This is a genomic window from Shewanella sp. Iso12, from assembly GCF_012030025.1.
Taxonomy (GTDB): Bacteria; Pseudomonadota; Gammaproteobacteria; order Enterobacterales; family Shewanellaceae; genus Shewanella; species Shewanella algae.
In genome coordinates this window covers 12,113-32,205 of the sequence record NZ_JAAUHW010000009.1, presented here as the reverse complement: position 1 = coordinate 32,205, position 20,093 = coordinate 12,113, and the positions used below count along the sequence as shown (strand labels likewise).

Here is a 20,093-nt window from a genome sequence, read left to right as displayed (position 1 = left end):
ACTTAAATCCATCTACTACACTCAAATCAATTATGTTTTTGGGAGTTTAGTATGGAAAAGGCACTTCGGAATTTCCTGAGCCAGGAATCTGCCGGCGGTATTTTGTTATTGATTGCTGTAGCTTTGGCTATGGTCCTGGCTAATTCACCGCTTTCCGGCCTCTATCAAGGTTTTCTGGATACCCCGATGCAGTTGCGTCTCGGGGCCCTGGATATCAACAAGCCCTTGCTGCTGTGGATCAACGATGGTCTGATGGCGCTGTTCTTTCTCTTGATTGGTCTGGAAGTCAAACGTGAGTTGCTGGAGGGGGCACTGTCCAGTGTTTCCAAGGCATCTCTGCCAACCTTTGCCGCTATAGGTGGTATGGTTGTTCCGGCCGCTATCTATCTGCTGTTCAATGCCAATGATCCTGTGACTCAGGGGGGCTGGGCGATTCCGGCCGCGACTGATATCGCCTTTGCGCTGGGGATCATGGCACTTTTGGGTAACCGGGTTCCCGTGGCGCTCAAGGTGTTTTTGCTGGCGCTGGCAATCATAGATGACCTGGGTGTAATCGTTATTATTGCGCTGTTCTATAGCAGTGATCTATCCATGATCAGCCTCTTGATTGCCGCCGCTGCCGTCATAGGTTTGGTTACCTTGAACCGCCGCGGTGTGACCGCGCTTGGAGCCTATGGCGTACTGGGGGCCATTCTCTGGGTCGCCGTACTCAAGTCCGGGGTTCATGCCACTTTGGCCGGGGTGATCATCGCCTTCTGTATTCCGCTGCGCGACAAGCAAGGTGGTTCACCGTCCGAGCACCTGGAGCATGCGCTGCACCCCTGGAGCACCTTCCTGATCCTGCCGGTATTCGCCTTTGCCAACGCCGGGGTAGCCTTGGGGGGCATGTCGCTGGAAAGCCTGGTATCGCCTGTACCTCTGGGTATTGCATTGGGTCTGTTGCTCGGTAAGCCGATTGGTGTGGTGTTGTTCAGTTTTATTGCGGTTAAGTTGCGTCTGGCTGAGTTGCCTGAGGGCATTGCCTGGCGCCATATCATGCCTGTGGCTGTGATGTGCGGTATAGGATTTACCATGTCGATGTTTATTGCCTCTCTGGCATTTGAGCATGGTGGCGTTGTCTATAGCGATTTGGCCAGGTTGGGGATCCTGATCGGATCTATGTTGGCGGCAGTCGTGGGCTATTTCTGGCTGTCAAAAGTGTTACCTGAAAAAGGAGAAAAGGAATGAAAACAAGCATAATGGCCGGACTCATTCTGGCGGGCTTAGCCCCTTTGGCTCAGGCGTCACAGATAGAAGCCTGTATTGCAGACAAGGAAGCAGCCCTGTGTCAGAGTTACCTCGAAGGCGTTGTTGATGGTGCCCTCATGTATAAGCCACAAGCGGTAGGCGCTCGCCTGGACAGCAACGGCTATGAAGCCCGCGCCCTTAAGTATCGGGGAGGAAAGCGCTTTCAGGAAGCCAATCGCAAGTATTGCCTGGACAGGATCCCGGATAGGGATCAACTGGTACAGGGTATCAGCGAAGCCTTTGAAAGCGGTGAGGTCAAGGATATAGATACACTACAGCTTGCCGTAAATAATTTGCTGGACTGTCAGCGTTTGAAGTAAGGAGTCGGGGCAGCCTATGTCTCATTTGAACTACAACCACCTGTATTATTTTTGGATGGTGCATAAGCAAGGCTCAGTGACCAAGGCTGCCGAGACACTCTGTTTAACTCCCCAAACCATTACCGGCCAGATAAGGACGCTGGAAGAAAGGCTCAAGGGGAGTCTGTTCAAGCGGGTGGGGCGCAACCTGGCCCCTACTGAATTGGGCGAGCTGGTGTTTCGTTACGCCGACAAAATGTTCAGCCTCTCTTATGAGATGCTTGATGTGCTCAACTATCGCAAGGATGAATCCATCCTGTTTGAGGTGGGTATTGCCGATGCTCTCTCCAAGGCGTTGGCCAGTCGGGTGCTGATGTCGGTGATCCCGGCCAACAGTTCCATGCACCTGGCCTGTTATGAGGCAACCCACGAAAGCCTGATGGCCAGGCTCAGGGAGCATAAACTGGATATGATACTGTCGGACTGCGCCGGTGAGTCTCTCAAGTATCCGGAAATTCTCTCCAAGAAGTTGGGGGAGTGCGGTATTGCCTTCTTCTCGGCGCAGGAGTTTAAAAGTGGCTTTCCCGAGTGTCTGGAAGAGGGGCCCTTGCTGATCCCCAGCCGGCGTACTTCTCTGGGCCAGCAACTCTATCGCTGGTTTGATGAGAAACGCCTTAATGTCAAGATTCTCGGTGAGTTTGACGATGCGGCTATGATGAAGGCCTTTGGCTATTTCCGTAAGGGGATATTTGTCGCCCCCTCCATCTATCAGCAAGATATTCTCGAGCACAACATACGTCTGCTCGGTGAAACCATGGAGATCAAAGAGGAATATCATGTGATGTTCGCCGAGCGGATGATCCAGCATCCGGCGGTGCAGCGCTTGCTGGAAACCGATTTTGGTGACTTGTTCGCCGGTCGTGACCTTCAGGTGCAGCAGTTCTGATACGGGTGGATGATTAAGGCGGATATTCGACAGCGCAGACGCCAGAATGTAAACTTGCGACAAAATTCTTGATTGGAGCATGATAGGTGTCTGACTTGATGAGTACCCCCAGAGTTAAGTGGGCATGTCGCCGTGGTATGCTGGAGCTTGATGTACTGTTTCAACCCTTTGTGGAACAGCATTACGAGACTCTGAGCCCTGAGGATAAGGCCTTATTTGTTCGTCTGCTTGAGTGTGAAGATCCTGAGCTCTTTGCCTGGTTTATGGGGCATGAGCAATGTCCGGATCCGCAACTGGCACAGATGGTAGTGCGCGTTCGTGGCCGGGCAGCGCCATAGGTTTCAACTCAGTTCTTCCTTCAGCCAGTATCTGAGTCTGACGGTGCTGGCTGCTATTTGCCTGAGCAGCTTTCTTGCCTGGCCGGCGCTGGATTATCCTTTCTATTTATTGTTCAAATACCTATGTTTACTGCTAATGCTGGCAGGCTTTGGCCTTGCGCTGTGGCGTTTGCGCTGCTGGCAACTCTGTTTCTGGCTTAATGAATTGGGTGAAGGACAGTTCGAACCCGGTTCGAGTTTCGAACTTAGTGGCAGACCTTGGGTCAGCCCCTTTGTGGTGACTTTTACCTATCAGGGGGAGGATAACTACGGGCGTTGCTGGCTGTTTGCCGATATGTTTGACGACACAGACTATCGTCACCTGTGTCGTCTATTGTTGCAGCGCTCAAAGTCCGCTAACTGAACTCATTCCCGCCCAAGTTATTCAGGTTGCAGAATGGTCGGCTGCGGATTCTCCAGTTTCTGCGGATGATCGATATTACAGTGCAGGCCGCGGCTTTCCTTGCGGGCCATGGCGCAGCGGATGATCAACTCGGCCACTTGCACCAGGTTGCGCAATTCCAGCAGGTTGTTGCTGACGTGGAAGTTGCTGTAATACTCCTGGATCTCCTGTTGCAGCATGGCGCAGCGGCGCAGGGCACGCTCCAAACGCTTGTCTGAGCGCACAATCCCCACATAGTCCCACATAAAGAGTCTCAGCTCGTGCCAGTTGTGGGCAATAACCACTTCTTCATCCGAGTTACATACTTGGCTTTCATCCCAGGCCGGGATATTGCCGGGCATGGCAATTTTACCTAGCTGGCTTTGAATATCGGTCGAAGCGGCGCGGGCGAATACCAGACACTCCAGCAAGGAGTTACTCGCCAGGCGGTTGGCACCGTGCAGTCCGGTATAAGCCACCTCACCTATGGCATAGAGGCCATTGAGATCTGTCTGACCGTGAAAATCTGTCATTACCCCGCCGCAGGTATAGTGAGCGGCAGGCACCACAGGGATAGGTTCCTTGGTGATATCTATCCCTAAGTCCAGGCAGCGCTGGTAAATGGTGGGGAAATGCTTGATGACAAATTCCGGGTCCTTGTGGCTGATATCCAGATAGACGCAATCGGCACCGAGGCGCTTCATTTCATAGTCTATGGCCCTGGCTACTATGTCTCTGGGCGCCAGTTCGGCGCGTTCATCAAAGTCAGGCATAAAGCGACTGCCATCGGGACGGCGCAGATAGGCGCCTTCACCACGCAAAGCTTCTGTCAGCAGGAAATTGCGGGCATCTGAATGATATAGACAGGTTGGGTGGAACTGATTGAATTCCATGTTGGCCACCCGGCAACCGGCACGCCAGGCCATGGCAATACCATCGCCACTGGCGATATCCGGGTTTGAGGTGTACTGGTAAACCTTGGAACTGCCGCCGGTCGCCAGGGCGACAAACTTGGCCTTGATGGTTTCAACCTGCTCAAGGTTACGGTTCCAGACATAGGCGCCCAATACCCGGTTGCCCGGACGGCCCAGTTTACGGGTGGTGATCAAATCTATGGCGTTGTAACGCTCAAGTACCAGAATATTGGGGTGTGCCTGGGCCATCTCCTGCAGTGTGGTCTGTACCTCTTTGCCGGTGGCATCGGCGGCGTGCAGAATACGCCTGTGGCTGTGGCCGCCTTCGCGGGTTAGATGGTAGGCGCTGTCATTGATGCTGCCATCGGGATTTTCTTCCTTATCGAAGGCAACACCGCATTCAATCAGCCATTGCATGGCGGCGCGGGCATTTTCGGCGGTGTAGGTTACCACGGCTTCATCACAGAGTCCGGCGCCGGCGACCAAGGTGTCGGCCACGTGGGATTCTATGGTATCCTCCTCGTCGAAAACCGAGGCTATGCCACCTTGGGCATAATAGGTTGAGCCTTCGTTGAGAGGACCTTTGGAGAGTAAAATGACTTTGGTTTTTTCAGCCAGGTGAAGGGCGAGAGTCAAGCCCGCTGCACCACTGCCTATGACCAGGACGTCAGATTGGTGTTCAACTACTTGTTTCATCGGGTATCATGAGATGTGACTGGGGGTTCGGTTATGGTAAACCAACTCGCAAGGGATGGATACAACTCAGCTCAGGATATTCACAGTACATTTTTTGCAAAACATCAGAACTTTTTCGAAGCACGCTAGTCTACATAAGTGAATATGATTCGAGCGACTGAGAAATCAGCATTATAAGATTTGGGAGAAGTCGGCTCGGATGAGTGGACAAACAAGTGATCAACAACTGGTTGAGCGCGTACAACGTGGCGATAAAAACGCTTTTAACCTGCTGGTACAGAAGTATCAGAGTAAGGTCATCAATCTGATATCCCGTTATGTACGGAATCAGGCCGATGTAGCAGACGTGGCGCAAGAGGCTTTTATCAAGGCTTATCGGGCGTTACCTAATTTTCGCGGTGAGAGTGCCTTTTATACCTGGTTGTACCGAATAGCAGTAAATACGGCCAAGAATCATCTGGTGTCACAGGGGCGCAGAACACCTGCGAACGATGTTGATGCCGATGAAGCCGAATTTTACGATGGCAGTGATGCCCTGAAAGAGTTCGCCTCTCCTGAGCGGTTGATGCTTTCAGACGAGATAAAGAAGACTGTCTTCGACACTCTCGAATCGCTGCCGGAAGAGTTAAAGATGGCTATCTCCTTGCGTGAGCTTGATGGTATGAGCTACGAGGATATTGCCAATGTGATGGATTGCCCTGTAGGTACTGTGAGATCCCGTATCTTTCGTGCCCGGGAAGCCATAGACAAGAAGCTCCAGCCTTTGCTGGAAAGATGATCCTTTAATAGAGACAGGTGAGTAATGGATAAATTAGGTCAGGAGTGGGTTTCTGCGGCAGTGGACGGCGAAACCGACGCTCAGACGCTGGCAGAACTGGCTGGTGACACTGCTTCTCACGACAAGTGGCGTAACTATCATCTTATCGGTGATGCCATGCGTGGCGAGTTACCTTCCGCTATCCCCTTGGATCTGTCCGCCAGTATTGCGGCCGCTATCGACAAGGAGCCGGCGATTGTCGCACCTGTCACCTCAACCCAGGTATCTGTGGCCGATGAGCCTCAGCGTCAGATTGCCAGCGGTGCTAGAGTGATCCCCATGTTCAAGCAGTTTGGCCAGTATGCGATTGCTGCCACCGTTGCCATGGTTGCCATTGTTGGTGTTCAGAACTACAACCAGTCACCTGAAAGCCAGGATCCTGCATCCCCTGTGCTTATTACCCGTCCTTTGGTGGGCAGCGCCTCACCGGTTAGCCTGCAAACCGGGCCGGTTCAGCAGCCACAGGGCTATACCAATGAGCAGTTGATTGAGCAACGTCGCAGGATCAACAGCTATATTCAGGATCATATGTTGCAACAGAGATTGAATGCCGGTGTGGTTATGGATAACAATAATGAGGTCGTTCCTGTTCCTATGAATCGTTAAGGAAATCTCTTGCGCCTTTTCCTCCTGGCCATTCTGGCCTTTGCAGTACCTGCCTTCGCGCAGGATGATATGTCCGCCAAAGCCTGGCTTGAAAAAATGAGTCAGGCTCTGCGCGAAAAAGAATACAAGATTTCTCTCATCCAACTTCAGGCCGATAATATTCGGCCTTTGGTATACCTGCACGGTAAAGTCAACGGCGAGGAAGTGGCCTTTCTCGAACACCTCAATGGTCCGCCAAAGAATGCCGTTCGTGTCGGCAATACAGTGACCTTTATCGAACACGAACAGCCCGCCTACAGCATCAAAGCCAAGCGTATTCAAGGGGTGATGCCGGCAGCCTTCTTCGGTGACAGTGGCGACCTCGAAGCCGGGTACCAACTGGTGCTGGGTGGCCGCAGTCGTATTGCCGGACGTCCTGGACAGATGGTTCGCATTTTACCCAATGATGAATATCGCTATGGTTTCCAGGTGTGGATGGATATGGAAACCTTTCTGCCGCTGCGCTATGACATGCTGAATCAGGACAAGCAGTTGTTGGAGCAGTTGTTGGTCATTGAATTGATAGAACTGCAGGAAACCGCACCTCTGCTGGTGGAAGCCTACAAGCAGGAATGGCCGGCGGTGATGAATCCATCAGAGCGGGAAGATGGCCAGAACTGGCAATTTGATTGGCTGCCGCCCGGTTTTCAGGTGGTGGTTCGCGATCACCATCGCCTGATAGGCAGTCATGAGCCGGTGGAATACATTGCCCTCACCGATGGCCTCAGCAATATCTCTGTCTATGTTGCCCGCGCCGGTGATGCGCCCATGCCGGAAGAACTGATGACCCGTAATGGCCTTTCCATGGCGGCTGACCGAGTCGGTAACCTGGAAGTGGTTGCAGTCGGTAAGGTGCCGACACAAACGCTTATCCGTATCGCTTCGGGCCTAAGGCTGGAGTGAGGACAGGGTTATGATGGAACAGGTGGCTAAGGTCATAGGTACAGACAGTGATGGTTGGGTCAAGGTGCAGGTGGAGTTGAAGAGCGCCTGCAATCACTGTTCCAGCAGCGAATCCTGCGGCACTTCGGCAGTTGCCAAGGCATTTGGCAGTCGGCTGCAAGAGTTTTCCCTGCCCAGCACTGAAACTTATCCCGAAGGCACTTTACTGCGTTTGGGCTTGCCGGAAAGCGTAGTGCTCAAGGCGGCTCTGTTGGTTTACATGCTGCCTTTGGCCGGGTTGTTTATGGGCGGGTTATTGGGGCGCTTTGTTGCCTCACTCGCCGGGTTCAGTACAGATGGCGGCGCCATATCCATGGCGATCGCCTTTGCCTTGCTGGCTTGGCAACTGGGCAAGTCTCAGGCACGCAGGATTGAAAACCGGGCTCAACCTGTCATTCTCGCCAATCTTGGCCAAGCCATGGAGAGCGCTTCAGAAACTCACTGCCACTAATCCTGTCCTTCCCACAAAGGCTCAAAGTGTGAATCTAATTGGTATTGGCCCAGCAATCGGGTACAATTTCGCACCTTTGAGCACAGTCTCCCATTAGAATTTAGTCATTGCAGCATAATGAAACATATTAGAAACTTTTCGATTATTGCCCATATCGACCATGGCAAATCTACCCTCTCAGATCGCCTGATCCAGGTTTGTGGCGGCTTAACCGACCGTGAAATGGCTGCTCAGGTGCTGGATTCAATGGATCTGGAGCGCGAACGCGGTATCACCATCAAGGCCCAGAGCGTTACACTCGACTATAAGGCAAAAGACGGTGAAACTTATCAGCTGAACTTCATCGATACCCCAGGGCACGTTGACTTCTCCTATGAAGTTTCCCGCTCGCTGGCGGCTTGTGAAGGAGCCTTGCTGGTGGTTGATGCCGGTCAAGGGGTTGAGGCCCAGACACTGGCGAACTGTTATACCGCGCTGGAAATGGATCTGGACGTCGTTCCTGTACTCAACAAGATTGACCTGCCTCAGGCTGAGCCAGAGCGGGTTGCGGCCGAGATTGAAGACATAGTCGGCATTGAAGCTAAAGACGCTGTACGCTGCTCTGCCAAGACTGGTGTTGGCATAGACGAAGTGCTGGAAACCATAGTGGCACAAATTCCGCCACCGGAAGGTGATCCGGAAGGGCCGCTGCAGGCTCTGATCGTCGACTCCTGGTTCGACAGCTACCAAGGGGTTGTGTCTCTGGTGCGGATCAAGAACGGCGTGCTCAAGAAGGGCGATAAGTTCAAGGTCATGAGCACAGGCCAGACTTACAACGCCGACAAGGTGGGGATCTTCACACCCAAGCAGACAGAAAAAACTGAACTGAGAACCGGTGAAGTAGGCTTTATCATCGCCGGTATCAAGGAGATTCATGGTGCCCCTGTGGGGGATACCCTGACCCATGCCAAACACGGTGCAGACAAGCCTCTGCCTGGCTTCAAGAAAGTGAAGCCTCAGGTATACGCGGGTGTGTTCCCCATCTCTACCGACGACTATGAAAGCTTCCGTGATGCGCTGAATAAGTTGAGCCTGAACGATGCTTCACTGCAGTTTGAGCCGGAAAACTCCACCGCCTTGGGCTTTGGTTTCCGTATTGGTTATCTGGGACTCCTGCACATGGAGATCATCCAGGAGCGATTGGAGCGGGAATACGACCTGGATCTGATCACCACGGCACCGACTGTGGAATATGAAGTTGAACTGACCAATGGCGATGTTGTCTATGTGGATAACCCATCCGAGTTGCCGGCACTCAACTATATCGAAGAGATGCGTGAGCCTATTGTCGAAGCCAATATTCTGGTGCCCAAAGATTATCTGGGTAACGTGATCACCCTCTGTGTTGAAAAGCGCGGTGTACAGAAGAATATGGTTTACCACGGCAACCAGGTAGCACTGACCTATCATATTCCGGCGGCCGAAGTCGTGATGGACTTCTTTGACAGGCTTAAGTCCACCAGTCGTGGCTATGCTTCGCTCGAGTATAACTTTGTCTACTTCCAGGCGGCCGACATGGTGCGTTTGGATGTGTTGATCAACGGCGACAGAGTCGATGCTCTGGCGATGATCATCCACAGGGGCAACATACGCCACCGTGGTATCGCCCTGGTGGAGAAGATGAAAGAGCTGATCCCGCGGCAGATGTTTGATATTGCAATCCAAGCTGCAGTGGGCAGTCAGATTGTGGCCCGTTCGACCGTGAAAGCACTGCGTAAAGACGTAACCGCCAAGTGTTACGGTGGTGACGTTTCCCGGAAGAAGAAACTGCTGCAGAAGCAGAAAGAAGGTAAGAAACGGATGAAGCAGCTCGGTAACGTGGAAGTTCCACAGGAAGCCTTCCTGGCGGTATTGAAACTGAACGAGTGATCCTATGGCGCCACGGCGCCCTGGATAGCAACATCTCATTTGCGCCGCATTTTGCGGCGCTTTAGTTAGTTTAAGGGGAGACCTGTCCCTGGAACGGCAAATATGGGTAAACTAACTAAAGCTGACAAGACTTATTCCAATTTAATACAAGGCAGGAGTTAAATAACCAATGGCAGCCTATTTTTCCATTATTCTGGTGCTGGTGACCTTGGTCAGTGGCCTTATCTGGGCACTCGATGCCTTTGTGCTGGCCCCCAAGCGTCAGGCTAAACTGGCATTGGCCCAAGCGCAAAATGGCACCTTGACCGATGAAGTCACTGAAAAAATCATTCAGGAGCCAGGTTATGTGGAAACCTCCAAGTCCATTTTCCCTGTGATAGCCTTTGTGCTAATCCTGAGATCTTTTTTGTACGAGCCGTTTCAGATCCCTTCCGGCTCCATGATGCCAACCTTGCTGGTGGGTGACTTCATTCTGGTGGAAAAATTCAGCTATGGCCTGAAAGATCCTGTATGGCGCAGCAAGCTGGTGGAAACCGGCGAGCCGGAGCGCGGCGATATCATAGTATTCAAATACCCTAAAGATGAGCGGGTCGATTACATCAAGCGGGTTATCGGTTTGCCAGGCGATAAGATCATCTATCGCAACAAGGAACTCTATATTCAGGAAGCCTGTAAAGAGCAACAACCTTGTCCAGGCCCTAAACTGGTATTGAGAGCACCGGTCAATAAAGGCGAATTCCAGGATGACGGCGTGGATCTGCTGCGTTTTCGCGAGCAACTGGGTGAGGTGACGCACGATATTCTGATCAACCCGGCCCGCCCAGAGCCATCGGCCTTCTATTACCGTGAGCCAGGCTTTGCTCAAGGCGAGTTTGTCGTGCCTGAAGGTCACTACTTTGCCATGGGCGATAACCGCGACAACAGTACCGACAGCCGTTTCTGGGGCTTTGTGCCTGAAGCCAACCTGGTGGGTAAGGCTGTGGCAATCTGGATAAGCTTTGAGTTTGAGCGCCAGCCTCAGGATTGGTTACCTACCTGGGTGCCAAGCGGTGTGCGTTTTGAACGTGTAGGTGGTTTGAAGTGAGAGAACCTGTGAAGAATTTTGCCCGTCTGTGTCGTACTCTGGGGTATGAATTCAATAACATGGCGCTGCTGGAGCAGGCCATGACTCACAGAAGTGCGGCCAACAAGCATAACGAGCGGTTGGAATTCCTCGGTGACTCTATCCTGTCGATAGTGATTTCCGATGCCCTGTATCATCAGTTCCCCAAGGCGACCGAAGGCGATCTCAGCCGGATGCGTGCCACCTTGGTGCGCGGTGATACCCTGGCACAAATCGCCAAGGAGTTTAAGCTGGGTGACTATCTGACCCTGGGCCCGGGCGAACTCAAGAGCGGCGGTTTTCGCCGCGAATCCATTCTCGCCGATGCGGTGGAGGCCATCATAGGTGCCATCTACCTGGACTCAGATCTGGAAACCTGTCGACCACTGCTCTTGGGCTGGTACCAGCAGCGACTGAAGGCGATTCAACCCGGGGTCAGCCAGAAAGATGCCAAGACCCAGTTGCAGGAGTACCTGCAGGGCTATAAGAAACCTCTGCCTGAGTATAAAGTGGTGGCGGTTTCCGGCGAGGCGCACGATCAGACCTTTACCGTAGAATGTCGTATCGAAGAGCTGGCTCAAGCCGTATCCGGCACCGGCAGTTCACGCAGAAAAGCCGAGCAGCAAGCCGCTGCTGGGATATTGGAGTTACTGAAAAAATGAGTAAGACCCCAGAGGTACCGGCCCAGGAGCCGAGCCTGGATGAACTGCTGGCCAAGATGAACCAGCAGTCACCGACACCCGCCTATGATGTTACCTACTGCGGTATGGTGGCCATAGTCGGTCGCCCCAATGTCGGCAAGTCCACCTTGCTCAACCGTTTGCTCGGCCAAAAGGTGAGTATCACCTCCCGTAAGCCGCAAACCACCCGCCACAGGATCATGGGGATCCACACCGAAGGCCCATCGCAGATAGTCTTTATCGACACCCCTGGATTGCACATAGAGGAAAAGCGCGCCATTAACCGCTTGATGAACCGCGCCGCCGCCAGCTCGCTGGCCGATGTCTGCATGGTGATCTTTGTGGTCGATGGTCTCAACTGGACCGCCGATGACGAAATGGTGCTCAATAAACTGCGTCATGGCGGCAGTGAGCGCAAGACAGTGCTGGCGGTGAACAAGGTCGACTATATCAAGGATAAGGAGACACTGTTTCCGCACCTGGAAGCCCTGGGGCAGAAATATGCCTTCGATGAAATTGTGCCTATCTCTGCCAAGTCGGGTACCAATGTCGGCCGCTTGATGTCGCTGGCGAAAGAGTCACTGCCCGAGAGCGTGCACTATTTCCCGGAAGACTATATAACCGACCGTTCACAACGCTTTATGGCCTCTGAAATCGTCCGTGAAAAACTGATGCGTTTTCTCGGTGATGAACTGCCTTATGATGCCACGGTGGAAATCGAGCAGTTCAAGATGATGGAGAATGGCGTCTATCAGATCAATGCGCTTATTCTGGTTGAACGCGACGGCCAGAAACGCATGGTGATCGGCAAGAAGGGCGAGCGGATCCGCACTATCGCCACTGAGGCCCGCAAGGACATGGAGCAGTTATTTGATAACAAAGTGTTCCTGGAAGTCTGGGTCAAGGTGAAGTCGGGCTGGGCCGATGATGAACGTGCCCTTCGCAGCCTGGGTTACGGCGAAGACTGAGGCCGACTATGCTGCGAGGCTATGTGCTGCACGCCCGGCCCTATCGGGAATCCAGCATGTTGTTGAACCTGCTGGTGGATGGCCTTGGTCGGGTCGACGCCGTTGCCAGAGTCGGCAGTGGCAAGCGCTCGATAAAGAGCATAGTGCAACCGTTTCAGCCGCTGCTGTTCCAACTGAGTGGCCGCAGCGACCTCAGAACCCTGACTCAAATTGAGAGTGCGTCCCCGGCAGTGCCCCTGTCCGGGGACGCTTTATATGCGGCAATGTACCTCAATGAACTCTTGGTGCGGGTACTGGGCAACCACCAGAGTGGCGAAGCGCTGTTTTTCAGTTATCATCAGAGCCTGCTGGCGCTGGCCAAGGGCTTTGAGCAGACAACACTGCGCTATTTCGAGCTCAGACTCTTATCCGAGCTTGGCTGCATGCCCTCATTGGTGAAGGATGCTGATGGCGCCGATATCCAAGCCGATGGCTGCTACAGATTCATTCCCGAACAGGGGTTCATCCCCTTTATTGGTGATGCCAAGCGACAAGAGGCACTACCGGGAAGCACTCTATTGGCATTGGCAGAAAATCGCCTTCAGCAAGAGGATTGGCAAGCCGCCAAAGTCTTGACCCGGCAATTGCTCCGGCCTCTGCTCGGTGATAAGCCACTGCTCAGCAGGCAGTTGTTTGCCCGCAGGGGGGGGAGTTCGCCAAGGGCCCCACAGCCGTCCAGTCGAGGAGAGAAATGAGCTCTTCAGCCCGCTTTTTTCAAATGCTGCCGTTACAATGGCAGAGAATAGAAACTGCTTTTATACCGCCGAACAGGCTGGTGCATTCCAGGAATTATCAAGGAGTTAAAGATGAATAGAATCTTGTTAGGGGTGAATATAGATCATATCGCCACCTTGCGGCAGGTGCGTGGCACCCATTACCCGGATCCTGTGCATGCAGCGGCCGTTGCCGAGCACGCCGGCGCCGAGGGGATCACTATCCATCTTCGTGAAGACAGACGCCACATAGTGGATCGCGATGTCTATCTGCTGGCCAAGACGCTCAAGACCCGGATGAATCTGGAAATGGCGGTCACCGAAGAGATGCTGGATATCGCCTGTGAGGTTAAGCCTGCCTATGTTTGTTTGGTGCCGGAAAAACGCGAGGAGCTTACTACAGAGGGCGGCTTGGACGTTGCCGGTCAGCAGCCGAAAATCGCCGCGGCTGTTAAACGTCTGGCCGAACAGGGCATTAAGGTATCACTCTTTATCGATGCCAACCGCGAGCAGATAGATGCCGCCGTAGCCGTGGGTGCGCCCGTGATAGAAATTCATACCGGCCGCTACGCCGACGCCCACAGCGCCGAAGAGGAGAGTGAGGAGTTGGCCCGTATCACGGAAATGGCGGCCTATGCTCATGGCAAGGGCCTGGTGGTCAACGCAGGGCACGGGCTGCACTATCACAATGTGAAGCCGATAGCTGCCATCCCAGAGTTGCATGAGCTGAATATCGGCCACGCCATCATAGCCAGGGCGGCGATAGACGGCCTGGACAAGGCGGTCAGAGATATGAAGCAACTCATGCTGGAAGGTCGCAGAGGCGAGTAATGGCTGTGCTGGGACTGGGAACCGACATAGTGGAAATCGCCCGCATTGAGGCTCAGTTGGTGCGGGGCGGAGATAGGCTGGCCAAACGGGTGCTGACCGAGGCCGAATATGCCCGCTTTCAGACGCTGAGCGAACCGGCGCGATTTCTGGCCAAGCGCTTTGCGGCCAAGGAAGCGGCTGCCAAGGCGCTGGGAACCGGAATAGGCCGTGGAGTCTCGTTTCAGCATATTCATATCAGCAATAATGCCGATGGTGCGCCCCAGCTTGAATTCAGTGATGGCGCGCGCCAGCGCCTGGAAACACTGGGCGCCAAGCGAGCACTGCTGTCCATTGCCGATGAACGTCACTATGCGGTGGCGACTGTAATCTTAAGTGACTAACATAACTAAGTCTTGCCTGGTACTGAGGGCCTTGTCCAAGTCGTCAGACTGGCTGTTTGTCAGGTTTGTCAAAGTACAGTTTGTCAAAGCATGAGAGGAGCCGAGAGGCTCCTTTTTTATGGCGTTGTCACTGGTTAATTGTTGCGGTACTCTCAAACCATCAGGTGTATTAATCGCATCTGAGTACAGGCACTTATCTGAAGCTCAAGTATATGGGCCTGCACCGGAATCAAATAGACACTCGAGGTCCCTGCTTGGCGGGAGGAGAATAATAACAAAACCAAGGAGAGCGTCATGAAGTCGGCTGTTGAACAGTTGTCCACTTATAAGAGTGTGCATCTGAACCCTACCAATATCAAAACTCATTTTATCGGTATCCCATTGATTATATGGTCAGTATTTTTAATGCTGTCGTTGTGGCGCCTGCCTTTTTCAAGCGGCACTCTCAGCGTCGCCATGTTGCTGGCTGTTGGGGTGATGCTTTATTACATCAAGCTGCATTGGCGTTTGGCGCTGGGACTGGCACTGTTTATCCTGCCGATGATTCTGACGACCGAATGGCTCTATACCCTGGGCTATGCCAGTATTTGGTTGGGCATAACGGTTTTTGTCATAGGTTGGATATTCCAGTTTATTGGCCACAAGTATGAAAAGGCCAAACCGGCTTTTATCGATGATCTTAACCAACTGCTTATTGGCCCCTTTTTCCTGATGGCCGAAGTGTTTTTTATGCTGGGGCTGGAAGGTGAGTTGGATAACACCATCACCGCGATAGCCCGGGACAAACGCCGGGCACTGGAAGCCGCCAAAAGGGCAGCCAATACTGCCCAATGACTCAGCTCAAAGTGGGTTGAGTTTCAGGATGGGCGATAAAACTGCGGCATGATCCGCACTGTCTTGATCATGTTGTCGGCCACTTCCACCACTTCCATCGGGTAACCCGCGAGCCTCAGGCTGGTATTGGCCTGGGGTATCTCTTCCAGATATTCCAGAATCAAACCATTGAGGGTCTTGGGGCCGTCGGTGGGGAAGTCCCATTCCATCTCTTTGTTGAGATCGCGGATATTGATGGTGGCATCGATCAGAAAGCTGCCATCCTGCTGCGGGGTAATATCTTCGCTGGGAGTAGTGACCATGGAAGTGGTAAAGTCACCGACGATTTCCTCAAGAATATCTTCCAGCGTCACCAATCCTTGAATATCACCGTATTCATCCACCACCAGGCCTATGCGTTCCTTATTGTGCTGGAAGTTGGCCAATTGCACGTTGAGCGGTGTGCCCTCGGGAATAAAGTACAGCTCTTTCACGGCTCTAAGTAGCGAGGATTTACTGAACTGCTCCTTGGACTGCAGTCTCAAGGCATCACGCAGATGCACAAAACCCACGGCATCATCTATGTTGTCACGATACAAGAGTACCCGGGTATGCGGGCTCTGAATAACCTGCTTGTTGATACTCTTGAAGTCATCATTGATATTGATGGCATAGAGCTCGGAGCGGGGCACCATGATGTCTTCCACTGTAACCTTTTCCAGATCCAGAATCGATAACAGCATCTCCTGGTGGCGTCTTGGGATCAGGGCCCCGGCTTCATGTACTACTGTGCGCAGCTCTTCCTGGCTCAGGGCATCATCGGCACGGATGGAGCGTATTCCCATCAGCCTGAGAATAAAGGAGGTGATAATATTGACGCTCTTGACCAGAGGCGAAAACAGCCACAGCAACCACTTGAGTACCAGGCTGGAGGGGAAGGCGATACGTTCGGGGTGCAGCGCAGCCACAGTTTTGGGCGTCACTTCGGCAAATACCAATACCACAAGTGTCAGTACCCCGGTGGCTATGGCCAATCCCAAGTCGCCCCAGAGTCGAATCCCTAAAATAGTGGCGATTGAGGAGGCCAGGATATTGACCAGGTTGTTGCCTATGAGGATCAGGCCTATGAGCCTATCGGGGCGGTCCAGCAACTTAATGGCGCGTCTGGCGCCCTTGTGACCATTATTGGCCAGATGACGTAACCTGTAGCGGTTTAGGGTCATCATGGCGGTTTCCGAACCGGAAAAATACGCCGAAATCAGGATTAACAGCAGTAGAATTATCAGGAGTATGCCGGTCGATATATCGTCCAAAAAGGGGCCCCGTCAGGAATAGCGAAAGTTAGTAAATACTGGCAATTGGATGGAGTGTCAAGTCAGGCAAAGGTCTAGGCCTTGCCCGACTCGACTCAGATTAGCTCAGGATGAGCTCTTTGACGATGCGGGCGCCAAAGTAAGCCAGGGAGAGCAGGCTGGCGCCTGTCAGACTGTAGATCACCGCCGTGCGGATACGGCAACCCACGGTATATTGCTGCCACAACATGGCGATATAGACGAACCAAGCCAGAATGGAAAGTACCGCCTTGTGACCCTTGCCATCGGCAAACATATCATCAAGGAAGATAAAGCCGGTGGCGAGCGACAGACTCAGCAAAATCACCCCTATGATGATCAGGTGGTACAGCTGCTTTTCGACCGTCATCAGCGGCGGAATAGCCGGGCTCAACATCAGCTGCTTTTTCTTCAGCTTGTTCTGGATAACGGCCAGTTGGATGGCATAGAGTGCCGCTATCATCAAGGCACTGTAGGCCATCAATGACAACACCACATGGACCAACACTTCGGGGTGCAGCTCAAAATGGGTAATGTATTTGGGTGGCAGCAGCCATAGCAGGGCTACGGATATCACAGAGCAGGCATACACAACAGGCACCAAGACTATGACCTTGATACGGGAAAGCACCAGAGTGAACGCCAAAGCGATGATCCAGTTCACCATGGATATCACATTGGTCAGGCTGAAGTTCTGGCCATCGGCGGTAAAGATCGCCTGGTACAGGGCTGCGGCGTGCAGTATCACACCCAAGGCGGCAAAACCGGCTACGGCGCGGCGGTTGGGCCCCTCGGCATGAAATAAGCGGCTTGTCACTAATATCAGCGCTATGCTGTAGAAAAACATCGCGGCAGCAGAGAGAATGACCATCTGGGATTAACCTATCCTTATGTGTAATTGGCCTCTGTGGGCGGCATCGGAAAAACTTGTTTGCGTTAGAATAACATGAGCCGTCGGTAATTGGGCAGTGACCCAGACGACAAAATTATGCAGTTCCCGACAGTTAGTGCATAAAATACGGCAATTGGTTCCCACCCGCATTAAGGCAAAATGTTTATTTGCACCTTGATAAGCGTCTATTTAACCCCATCTTGAGAACAGGGCTGCATTAATACCCCGGCATAGTTATAATACGCCCCATCATTTTACATTCATAAACGGTATAGAACTGGACGATGTTTGAGAATCTCACCGACAGATTGTCCCGCACCCTGAAAAATATCAGTGGTCGGGGTCGCTTGACTGAAGAGAACGTGAAGGACACCCTGCGCGAAGTTCGTATGGCATTGCTGGAGGCCGATGTGGCCCTGCCTGTGGTGCGGGAATTTGTCAGCAGCGTCAAAGAACGTGCCGTTGGCCAGGAAGTGGCCAAGAGCCTGACCCCGGGCCAGGTGTTTGTCAAAATTGTCCAGAGTGAACTGGAAAAAGCCATGGGCGAGGCCAATGAGGCCCTCAACCTGGCCGCCCAGCCACCTGCCGTATTGATGATGGCGGGCCTGCAGGGCGCGGGTAAAACCACCAGTGTCGCCAAGCTGGGTAAGTTCCTGCGCACCAGACAGAAGAAGTCTGTGCTTGTGGTCAGTGCCGACGTATACCGTCCGGCGGCGATCAAGCAGCTGGAAACCCTGGCCAATGAAGTTGAAGTCGAATTTTTCCCATCGGACGTCAGCCAGAAACCGGTGGATATCGCCAATGATGCCATAGCTTACGCCAAGCGTAAGTTTATCGATGTAGTGATTCTGGATACCGCCGGTCGTCTGCATGTGGACGAGGCGATGATGGATGAGATCAAGGCACTGCACGCTGCGGTCAAGCCGGTTGAAACCTTGTTTGTGGTCGACGCCATGACAGGTCAGGATGCGGCCAATACCGCCAAGGCCTTTAATGAAGCGCTGCCGCTGACCGGGGTGATCCTCACCAAGGTGGATGGTGATGCCAGAGGCGGTGCCGCCCTGTCCATTCGTCATATTACAGGTAAACCCATTAAGTTCCTGGGTGTGGGTGAGAAGACTGATGCCCTTGAGCCTTTCCATCCAGACCGGGTCGCTTCCCGTATTCTGGGGATGGGAGACGTGTTGTCGCTCATCGAAGAAGTTGAGCGCGGTGTCGATAAGGAAAAAGCCCTTAAGCTGGCCTCAAAAGTGAAGTCCGGCGGCAGTTTTGACCTGGAAGACTTCCGTGAGCAGCTGCAACAGATGAAGAATATGGGCGGCATGATGGGGATGCTGGAAAAACTACCCGGTGTCGGTCAACTGCCTCCCGATGCTTTGGCGCAGGTGCAAAACGGTAAGCTCACAGGTCAGATGGAGGCTATTATTAACTCCATGACGCCAGATGAGCGTAAGCGCCCGGATATGATCAAGGGCTCGCGTAAACGCCGCATCGCCGCCGGTTCCGGCACTCAAATTCAGGATGTAAACCGCTTGCTGAAGCAGTTTACCCAGATGCAGAAAATGATGAAGAAAATGTCCGCCAAGGGCGGCATGCATAAGATGATGCGTGGCCTGGGAGGCATGTTGCCTCCGGGAATGAAATTCCCCGGCCGCTGATACAAAATGACCTTACCGGGAAGGTGCAAACCTTCCTTAGCTATTGTCCCGCTTGGGATAAGCTGTGAATGGGCGTTGTAAAATTAGCCGGGATCGGTTGCATTCGCCCGAAAGTCAGGTAAAATCTTCCGGCTTTCTATCTGGGACTCTTCGCGAACACGGGGTTCCAGTTTTTATTTTTGCTGAAAAGCAAATCATTAGAGGATAAAGAACGCATGGTTACCATTCGTTTAGCTCGTGGTGGCGCGAAAAAGCGTCCATTTTACAACATCGTTGTTGCTGATAGCCGCAATGCCCGTGACGGTCGTTTCATCGAGCGTGTAGGTTTCTTCAACCCTCTGGCCAAAGGCCAGGAAGAAACTCTGCGCCTGGATCTGGACCGCGTTGAGCACTGGGTTTCAAACGGTGCTGCAACTACAGAACGCGTAGCAAAACTGATCAAAGACGCTCGTAAAGCAGCTGCTTAATAGCGTTTAAGGTATAGATTGATGAGCAGTAACCCACAGCCAATCGTGTTGGGCAAACTTGGTTCCAGCTATGGCATTAAAGGTTGGCTGAAAATCACCGCCTATACCGATTCTGTTGAAGGTATTTTTGACTATTCACCTTGGCTCATTAAAGAGCAGGGCGAATGGCGTGAAGTGAAGGTCACCCAGTGGCGCTATCAGGGCAAGGCGGTTGTTGCCGCACTTGAAGGGGTAGAGACGCGGGAGCGGGCGCAGATGCTCACTAACTGTGAGATCGGCATACTGCCTGAGCAGATGAAAGACCTGCCGGAAGATGAGTTCTACTGGCGCGATCTTATCGGCTGCGAAGTGATCAACACCAAGGGCTACAACATGGGCAAGGTCGATCAGATCGTGGAAACAGGATCCAACGACGTCTTGCTGGTGAAGGCCAACGCCAAAGATAGCTTTGGCAAAGCGGAACGTATGATCCCCTTTGTCACCGAACAGTTCATCAAAGAGGTGAACGTTTCGGCGAAACAGATTTTAGTGGATTGGGATCCGGACTTCTGAGTC

The 20,093-nt window shown here is 52.9% G+C and carries 23 protein-coding genes; 20 read left to right on the top strand and 3 right to left on the bottom strand.

Annotated elements, in window-relative coordinates; all coding sequences use genetic code 11:
- Window positions 1-51 precede the first annotated feature (51 nt).
- The 5 genes from nhaA to HCX89_RS14885 all read left to right on the top strand — a co-directional run bounded on the left by nhaA (window position 52) and on the right by HCX89_RS14885 (window position 3,273).
- The gene (gene nhaA / locus HCX89_RS14905) at window positions 52-1,227 is read left to right on the top strand and encodes a Na+/H+ antiporter NhaA (RefSeq protein WP_025010547.1); all 1,176 of its coding nucleotides are present in this window, start codon (window positions 52-54) and stop codon (window positions 1,225-1,227) included.
- On the top strand, window positions 1,224-1,607 hold the full coding sequence (locus tag HCX89_RS14900) for a hypothetical protein (RefSeq protein WP_037474378.1): 384 nt from the start codon (window positions 1,224-1,226) through the stop codon (window positions 1,605-1,607). The genes nhaA and HCX89_RS14900 overlap by 4 nt, the downstream gene beginning before the upstream one ends.
- 16 nt (window positions 1,608-1,623) lie before the next feature.
- Complete coding sequence (gene nhaR, locus HCX89_RS14895; protein WP_025010548.1) at window positions 1,624-2,532, top strand: transcriptional activator NhaR; 909 nt, start codon at window positions 1,624-1,626, stop codon at window positions 2,530-2,532.
- Between the two features lie 98 nt (window positions 2,533-2,630).
- On the top strand, window positions 2,631-2,870 hold the full coding sequence (locus HCX89_RS14890; protein ID WP_028779782.1) for a succinate dehydrogenase assembly factor 2: 240 nt from the start codon (window positions 2,631-2,633) through the stop codon (window positions 2,868-2,870).
- Window positions 2,851-3,273 carry a protein YgfX gene (locus HCX89_RS14885; protein ID WP_025010549.1) on the top strand — a complete coding sequence of 141 codons (423 nt, stop codon included), beginning with the start codon at window positions 2,851-2,853 and terminating at the stop codon, window positions 3,271-3,273. Before HCX89_RS14890 ends, HCX89_RS14885 begins: the two co-directional genes overlap by 20 nt.
- A gap of 17 nt (window positions 3,274-3,290) precedes the next feature.
- Here the strand turns inward: HCX89_RS14885 and nadB are convergent, their stop codons facing one another.
- Window positions 3,291-4,901: an L-aspartate oxidase gene (gene nadB / locus HCX89_RS14880; protein ID WP_025010550.1), complete on the bottom strand. Its 1,611-nt coding sequence runs from the start codon at window positions 4,899-4,901 to the stop codon at window positions 3,291-3,293.
- A gap of 199 nt (window positions 4,902-5,100) precedes the next feature.
- Between nadB and rpoE the strand changes: the two genes are divergently transcribed.
- The 12 genes from rpoE to HCX89_RS14820 all read left to right on the top strand — a co-directional run bounded on the left by rpoE (window position 5,101) and on the right by HCX89_RS14820 (window position 15,211).
- Complete coding sequence (gene rpoE / locus HCX89_RS14875) at window positions 5,101-5,679, top strand: RNA polymerase sigma factor RpoE (protein WP_025010551.1); 579 nt, start codon at window positions 5,101-5,103, stop codon at window positions 5,677-5,679.
- Window positions 5,680-5,703: 24 nt separating this feature from the next.
- Window positions 5,704-6,324 (top strand): sigma-E factor negative regulatory protein, encoded by a 621-nt coding sequence (locus HCX89_RS14870; RefSeq protein WP_025887842.1) that lies wholly within the window; start codon window positions 5,704-5,706, stop codon window positions 6,322-6,324.
- Window positions 6,325-6,333: 9 nt separating this feature from the next.
- Complete coding sequence (locus tag HCX89_RS14865) at window positions 6,334-7,266, top strand: MucB/RseB C-terminal domain-containing protein (protein ID WP_025887844.1); 933 nt, start codon at window positions 6,334-6,336, stop codon at window positions 7,264-7,266.
- A 10-nt stretch (window positions 7,267-7,276) separates the two neighbouring features.
- Window positions 7,277-7,756: a SoxR reducing system RseC family protein gene (locus tag HCX89_RS14860; RefSeq protein ID WP_025010554.1), complete on the top strand. Its 480-nt coding sequence runs from the start codon at window positions 7,277-7,279 to the stop codon at window positions 7,754-7,756.
- 117 nt (window positions 7,757-7,873) lie between these two features.
- Window positions 7,874-9,664: a translation elongation factor 4 gene (gene lepA / locus HCX89_RS14855; RefSeq protein ID WP_025010555.1), complete on the top strand. Its 1,791-nt coding sequence runs from the start codon at window positions 7,874-7,876 to the stop codon at window positions 9,662-9,664.
- Between the two features lie 169 nt (window positions 9,665-9,833).
- Window positions 9,834-10,748: a signal peptidase I gene (gene lepB / locus HCX89_RS14850; protein ID WP_025887849.1), complete on the top strand. Its 915-nt coding sequence runs from the start codon at window positions 9,834-9,836 to the stop codon at window positions 10,746-10,748.
- Window positions 10,745-11,428: a ribonuclease III gene (rnc, locus tag HCX89_RS14845; RefSeq protein ID WP_028779786.1), complete on the top strand. Its 684-nt coding sequence runs from the start codon at window positions 10,745-10,747 to the stop codon at window positions 11,426-11,428. The genes lepB and rnc overlap by 4 nt, the downstream gene beginning before the upstream one ends.
- Complete coding sequence (era, locus tag HCX89_RS14840) at window positions 11,425-12,414, top strand: GTPase Era (RefSeq protein ID WP_025887851.1); 990 nt, start codon at window positions 11,425-11,427, stop codon at window positions 12,412-12,414. Before rnc ends, era begins: the two co-directional genes overlap by 4 nt.
- A gap of 8 nt (window positions 12,415-12,422) precedes the next feature.
- A complete protein-coding gene (recO, locus tag HCX89_RS14835) occupies window positions 12,423-13,148 on the top strand; it encodes a DNA repair protein RecO (RefSeq protein ID WP_115389950.1) in 726 nt (241 codons plus the stop codon).
- 111 nt (window positions 13,149-13,259) lie between these two features.
- The gene (gene pdxJ / locus HCX89_RS14830; protein ID WP_071477137.1) at window positions 13,260-13,997 is read left to right on the top strand and encodes a pyridoxine 5'-phosphate synthase; all 738 of its coding nucleotides are present in this window, start codon (window positions 13,260-13,262) and stop codon (window positions 13,995-13,997) included.
- Window positions 13,997-14,377, top strand: coding sequence for a holo-ACP synthase (acpS, locus tag HCX89_RS14825; RefSeq protein WP_167716562.1), 381 nt, complete (start codon window positions 13,997-13,999; stop codon window positions 14,375-14,377). The genes pdxJ and acpS overlap by 1 nt, the downstream gene beginning before the upstream one ends.
- Before the next feature lie 294 nt (window positions 14,378-14,671).
- Complete coding sequence (locus HCX89_RS14820) at window positions 14,672-15,211, top strand: DUF962 domain-containing protein (RefSeq protein WP_096140810.1); 540 nt, start codon at window positions 14,672-14,674, stop codon at window positions 15,209-15,211.
- Window positions 15,212-15,234: 23 nt separating this feature from the next.
- Here HCX89_RS14820 and HCX89_RS14815 read toward each other — a convergent pair whose 3' ends face one another.
- Window positions 15,235-16,503, bottom strand: a complete 1,269-nt coding sequence (locus tag HCX89_RS14815; protein WP_025010562.1) for an HlyC/CorC family transporter — start codon at window positions 16,501-16,503, stop codon at window positions 15,235-15,237.
- A gap of 100 nt (window positions 16,504-16,603) precedes the next feature.
- Window positions 16,604-17,392 carry an inner membrane protein YpjD gene (gene ccsA, locus HCX89_RS14810; protein ID WP_025010563.1) on the bottom strand — a complete coding sequence of 263 codons (789 nt, stop codon included), beginning with the start codon at window positions 17,390-17,392 and terminating at the stop codon, window positions 16,604-16,606.
- Between the two features lie 305 nt (window positions 17,393-17,697).
- On the opposite strand from ccsA, the gene ffh reads away from it, so the two are divergent.
- The 3 genes from ffh (at window position 17,698) to rimM (ending at window position 20,090) form a co-directional block, all read left to right on the top strand.
- Window positions 17,698-19,071, top strand: coding sequence for a signal recognition particle protein (gene ffh, locus HCX89_RS14805; RefSeq protein WP_025887855.1), 1,374 nt, complete (start codon window positions 17,698-17,700; stop codon window positions 19,069-19,071).
- A 215-nt stretch (window positions 19,072-19,286) separates the two neighbouring features.
- A complete protein-coding gene (gene rpsP, locus HCX89_RS14800) occupies window positions 19,287-19,538 on the top strand; it encodes a 30S ribosomal protein S16 (protein ID WP_025010564.1) in 252 nt (83 codons plus the stop codon).
- A 21-nt stretch (window positions 19,539-19,559) separates the two neighbouring features.
- Window positions 19,560-20,090, top strand: coding sequence for a ribosome maturation factor RimM (gene rimM / locus HCX89_RS14795; protein ID WP_025010565.1), 531 nt, complete (start codon window positions 19,560-19,562; stop codon window positions 20,088-20,090).
- The last annotated feature ends 3 nt before the right edge of the window (window positions 20,091-20,093 follow it).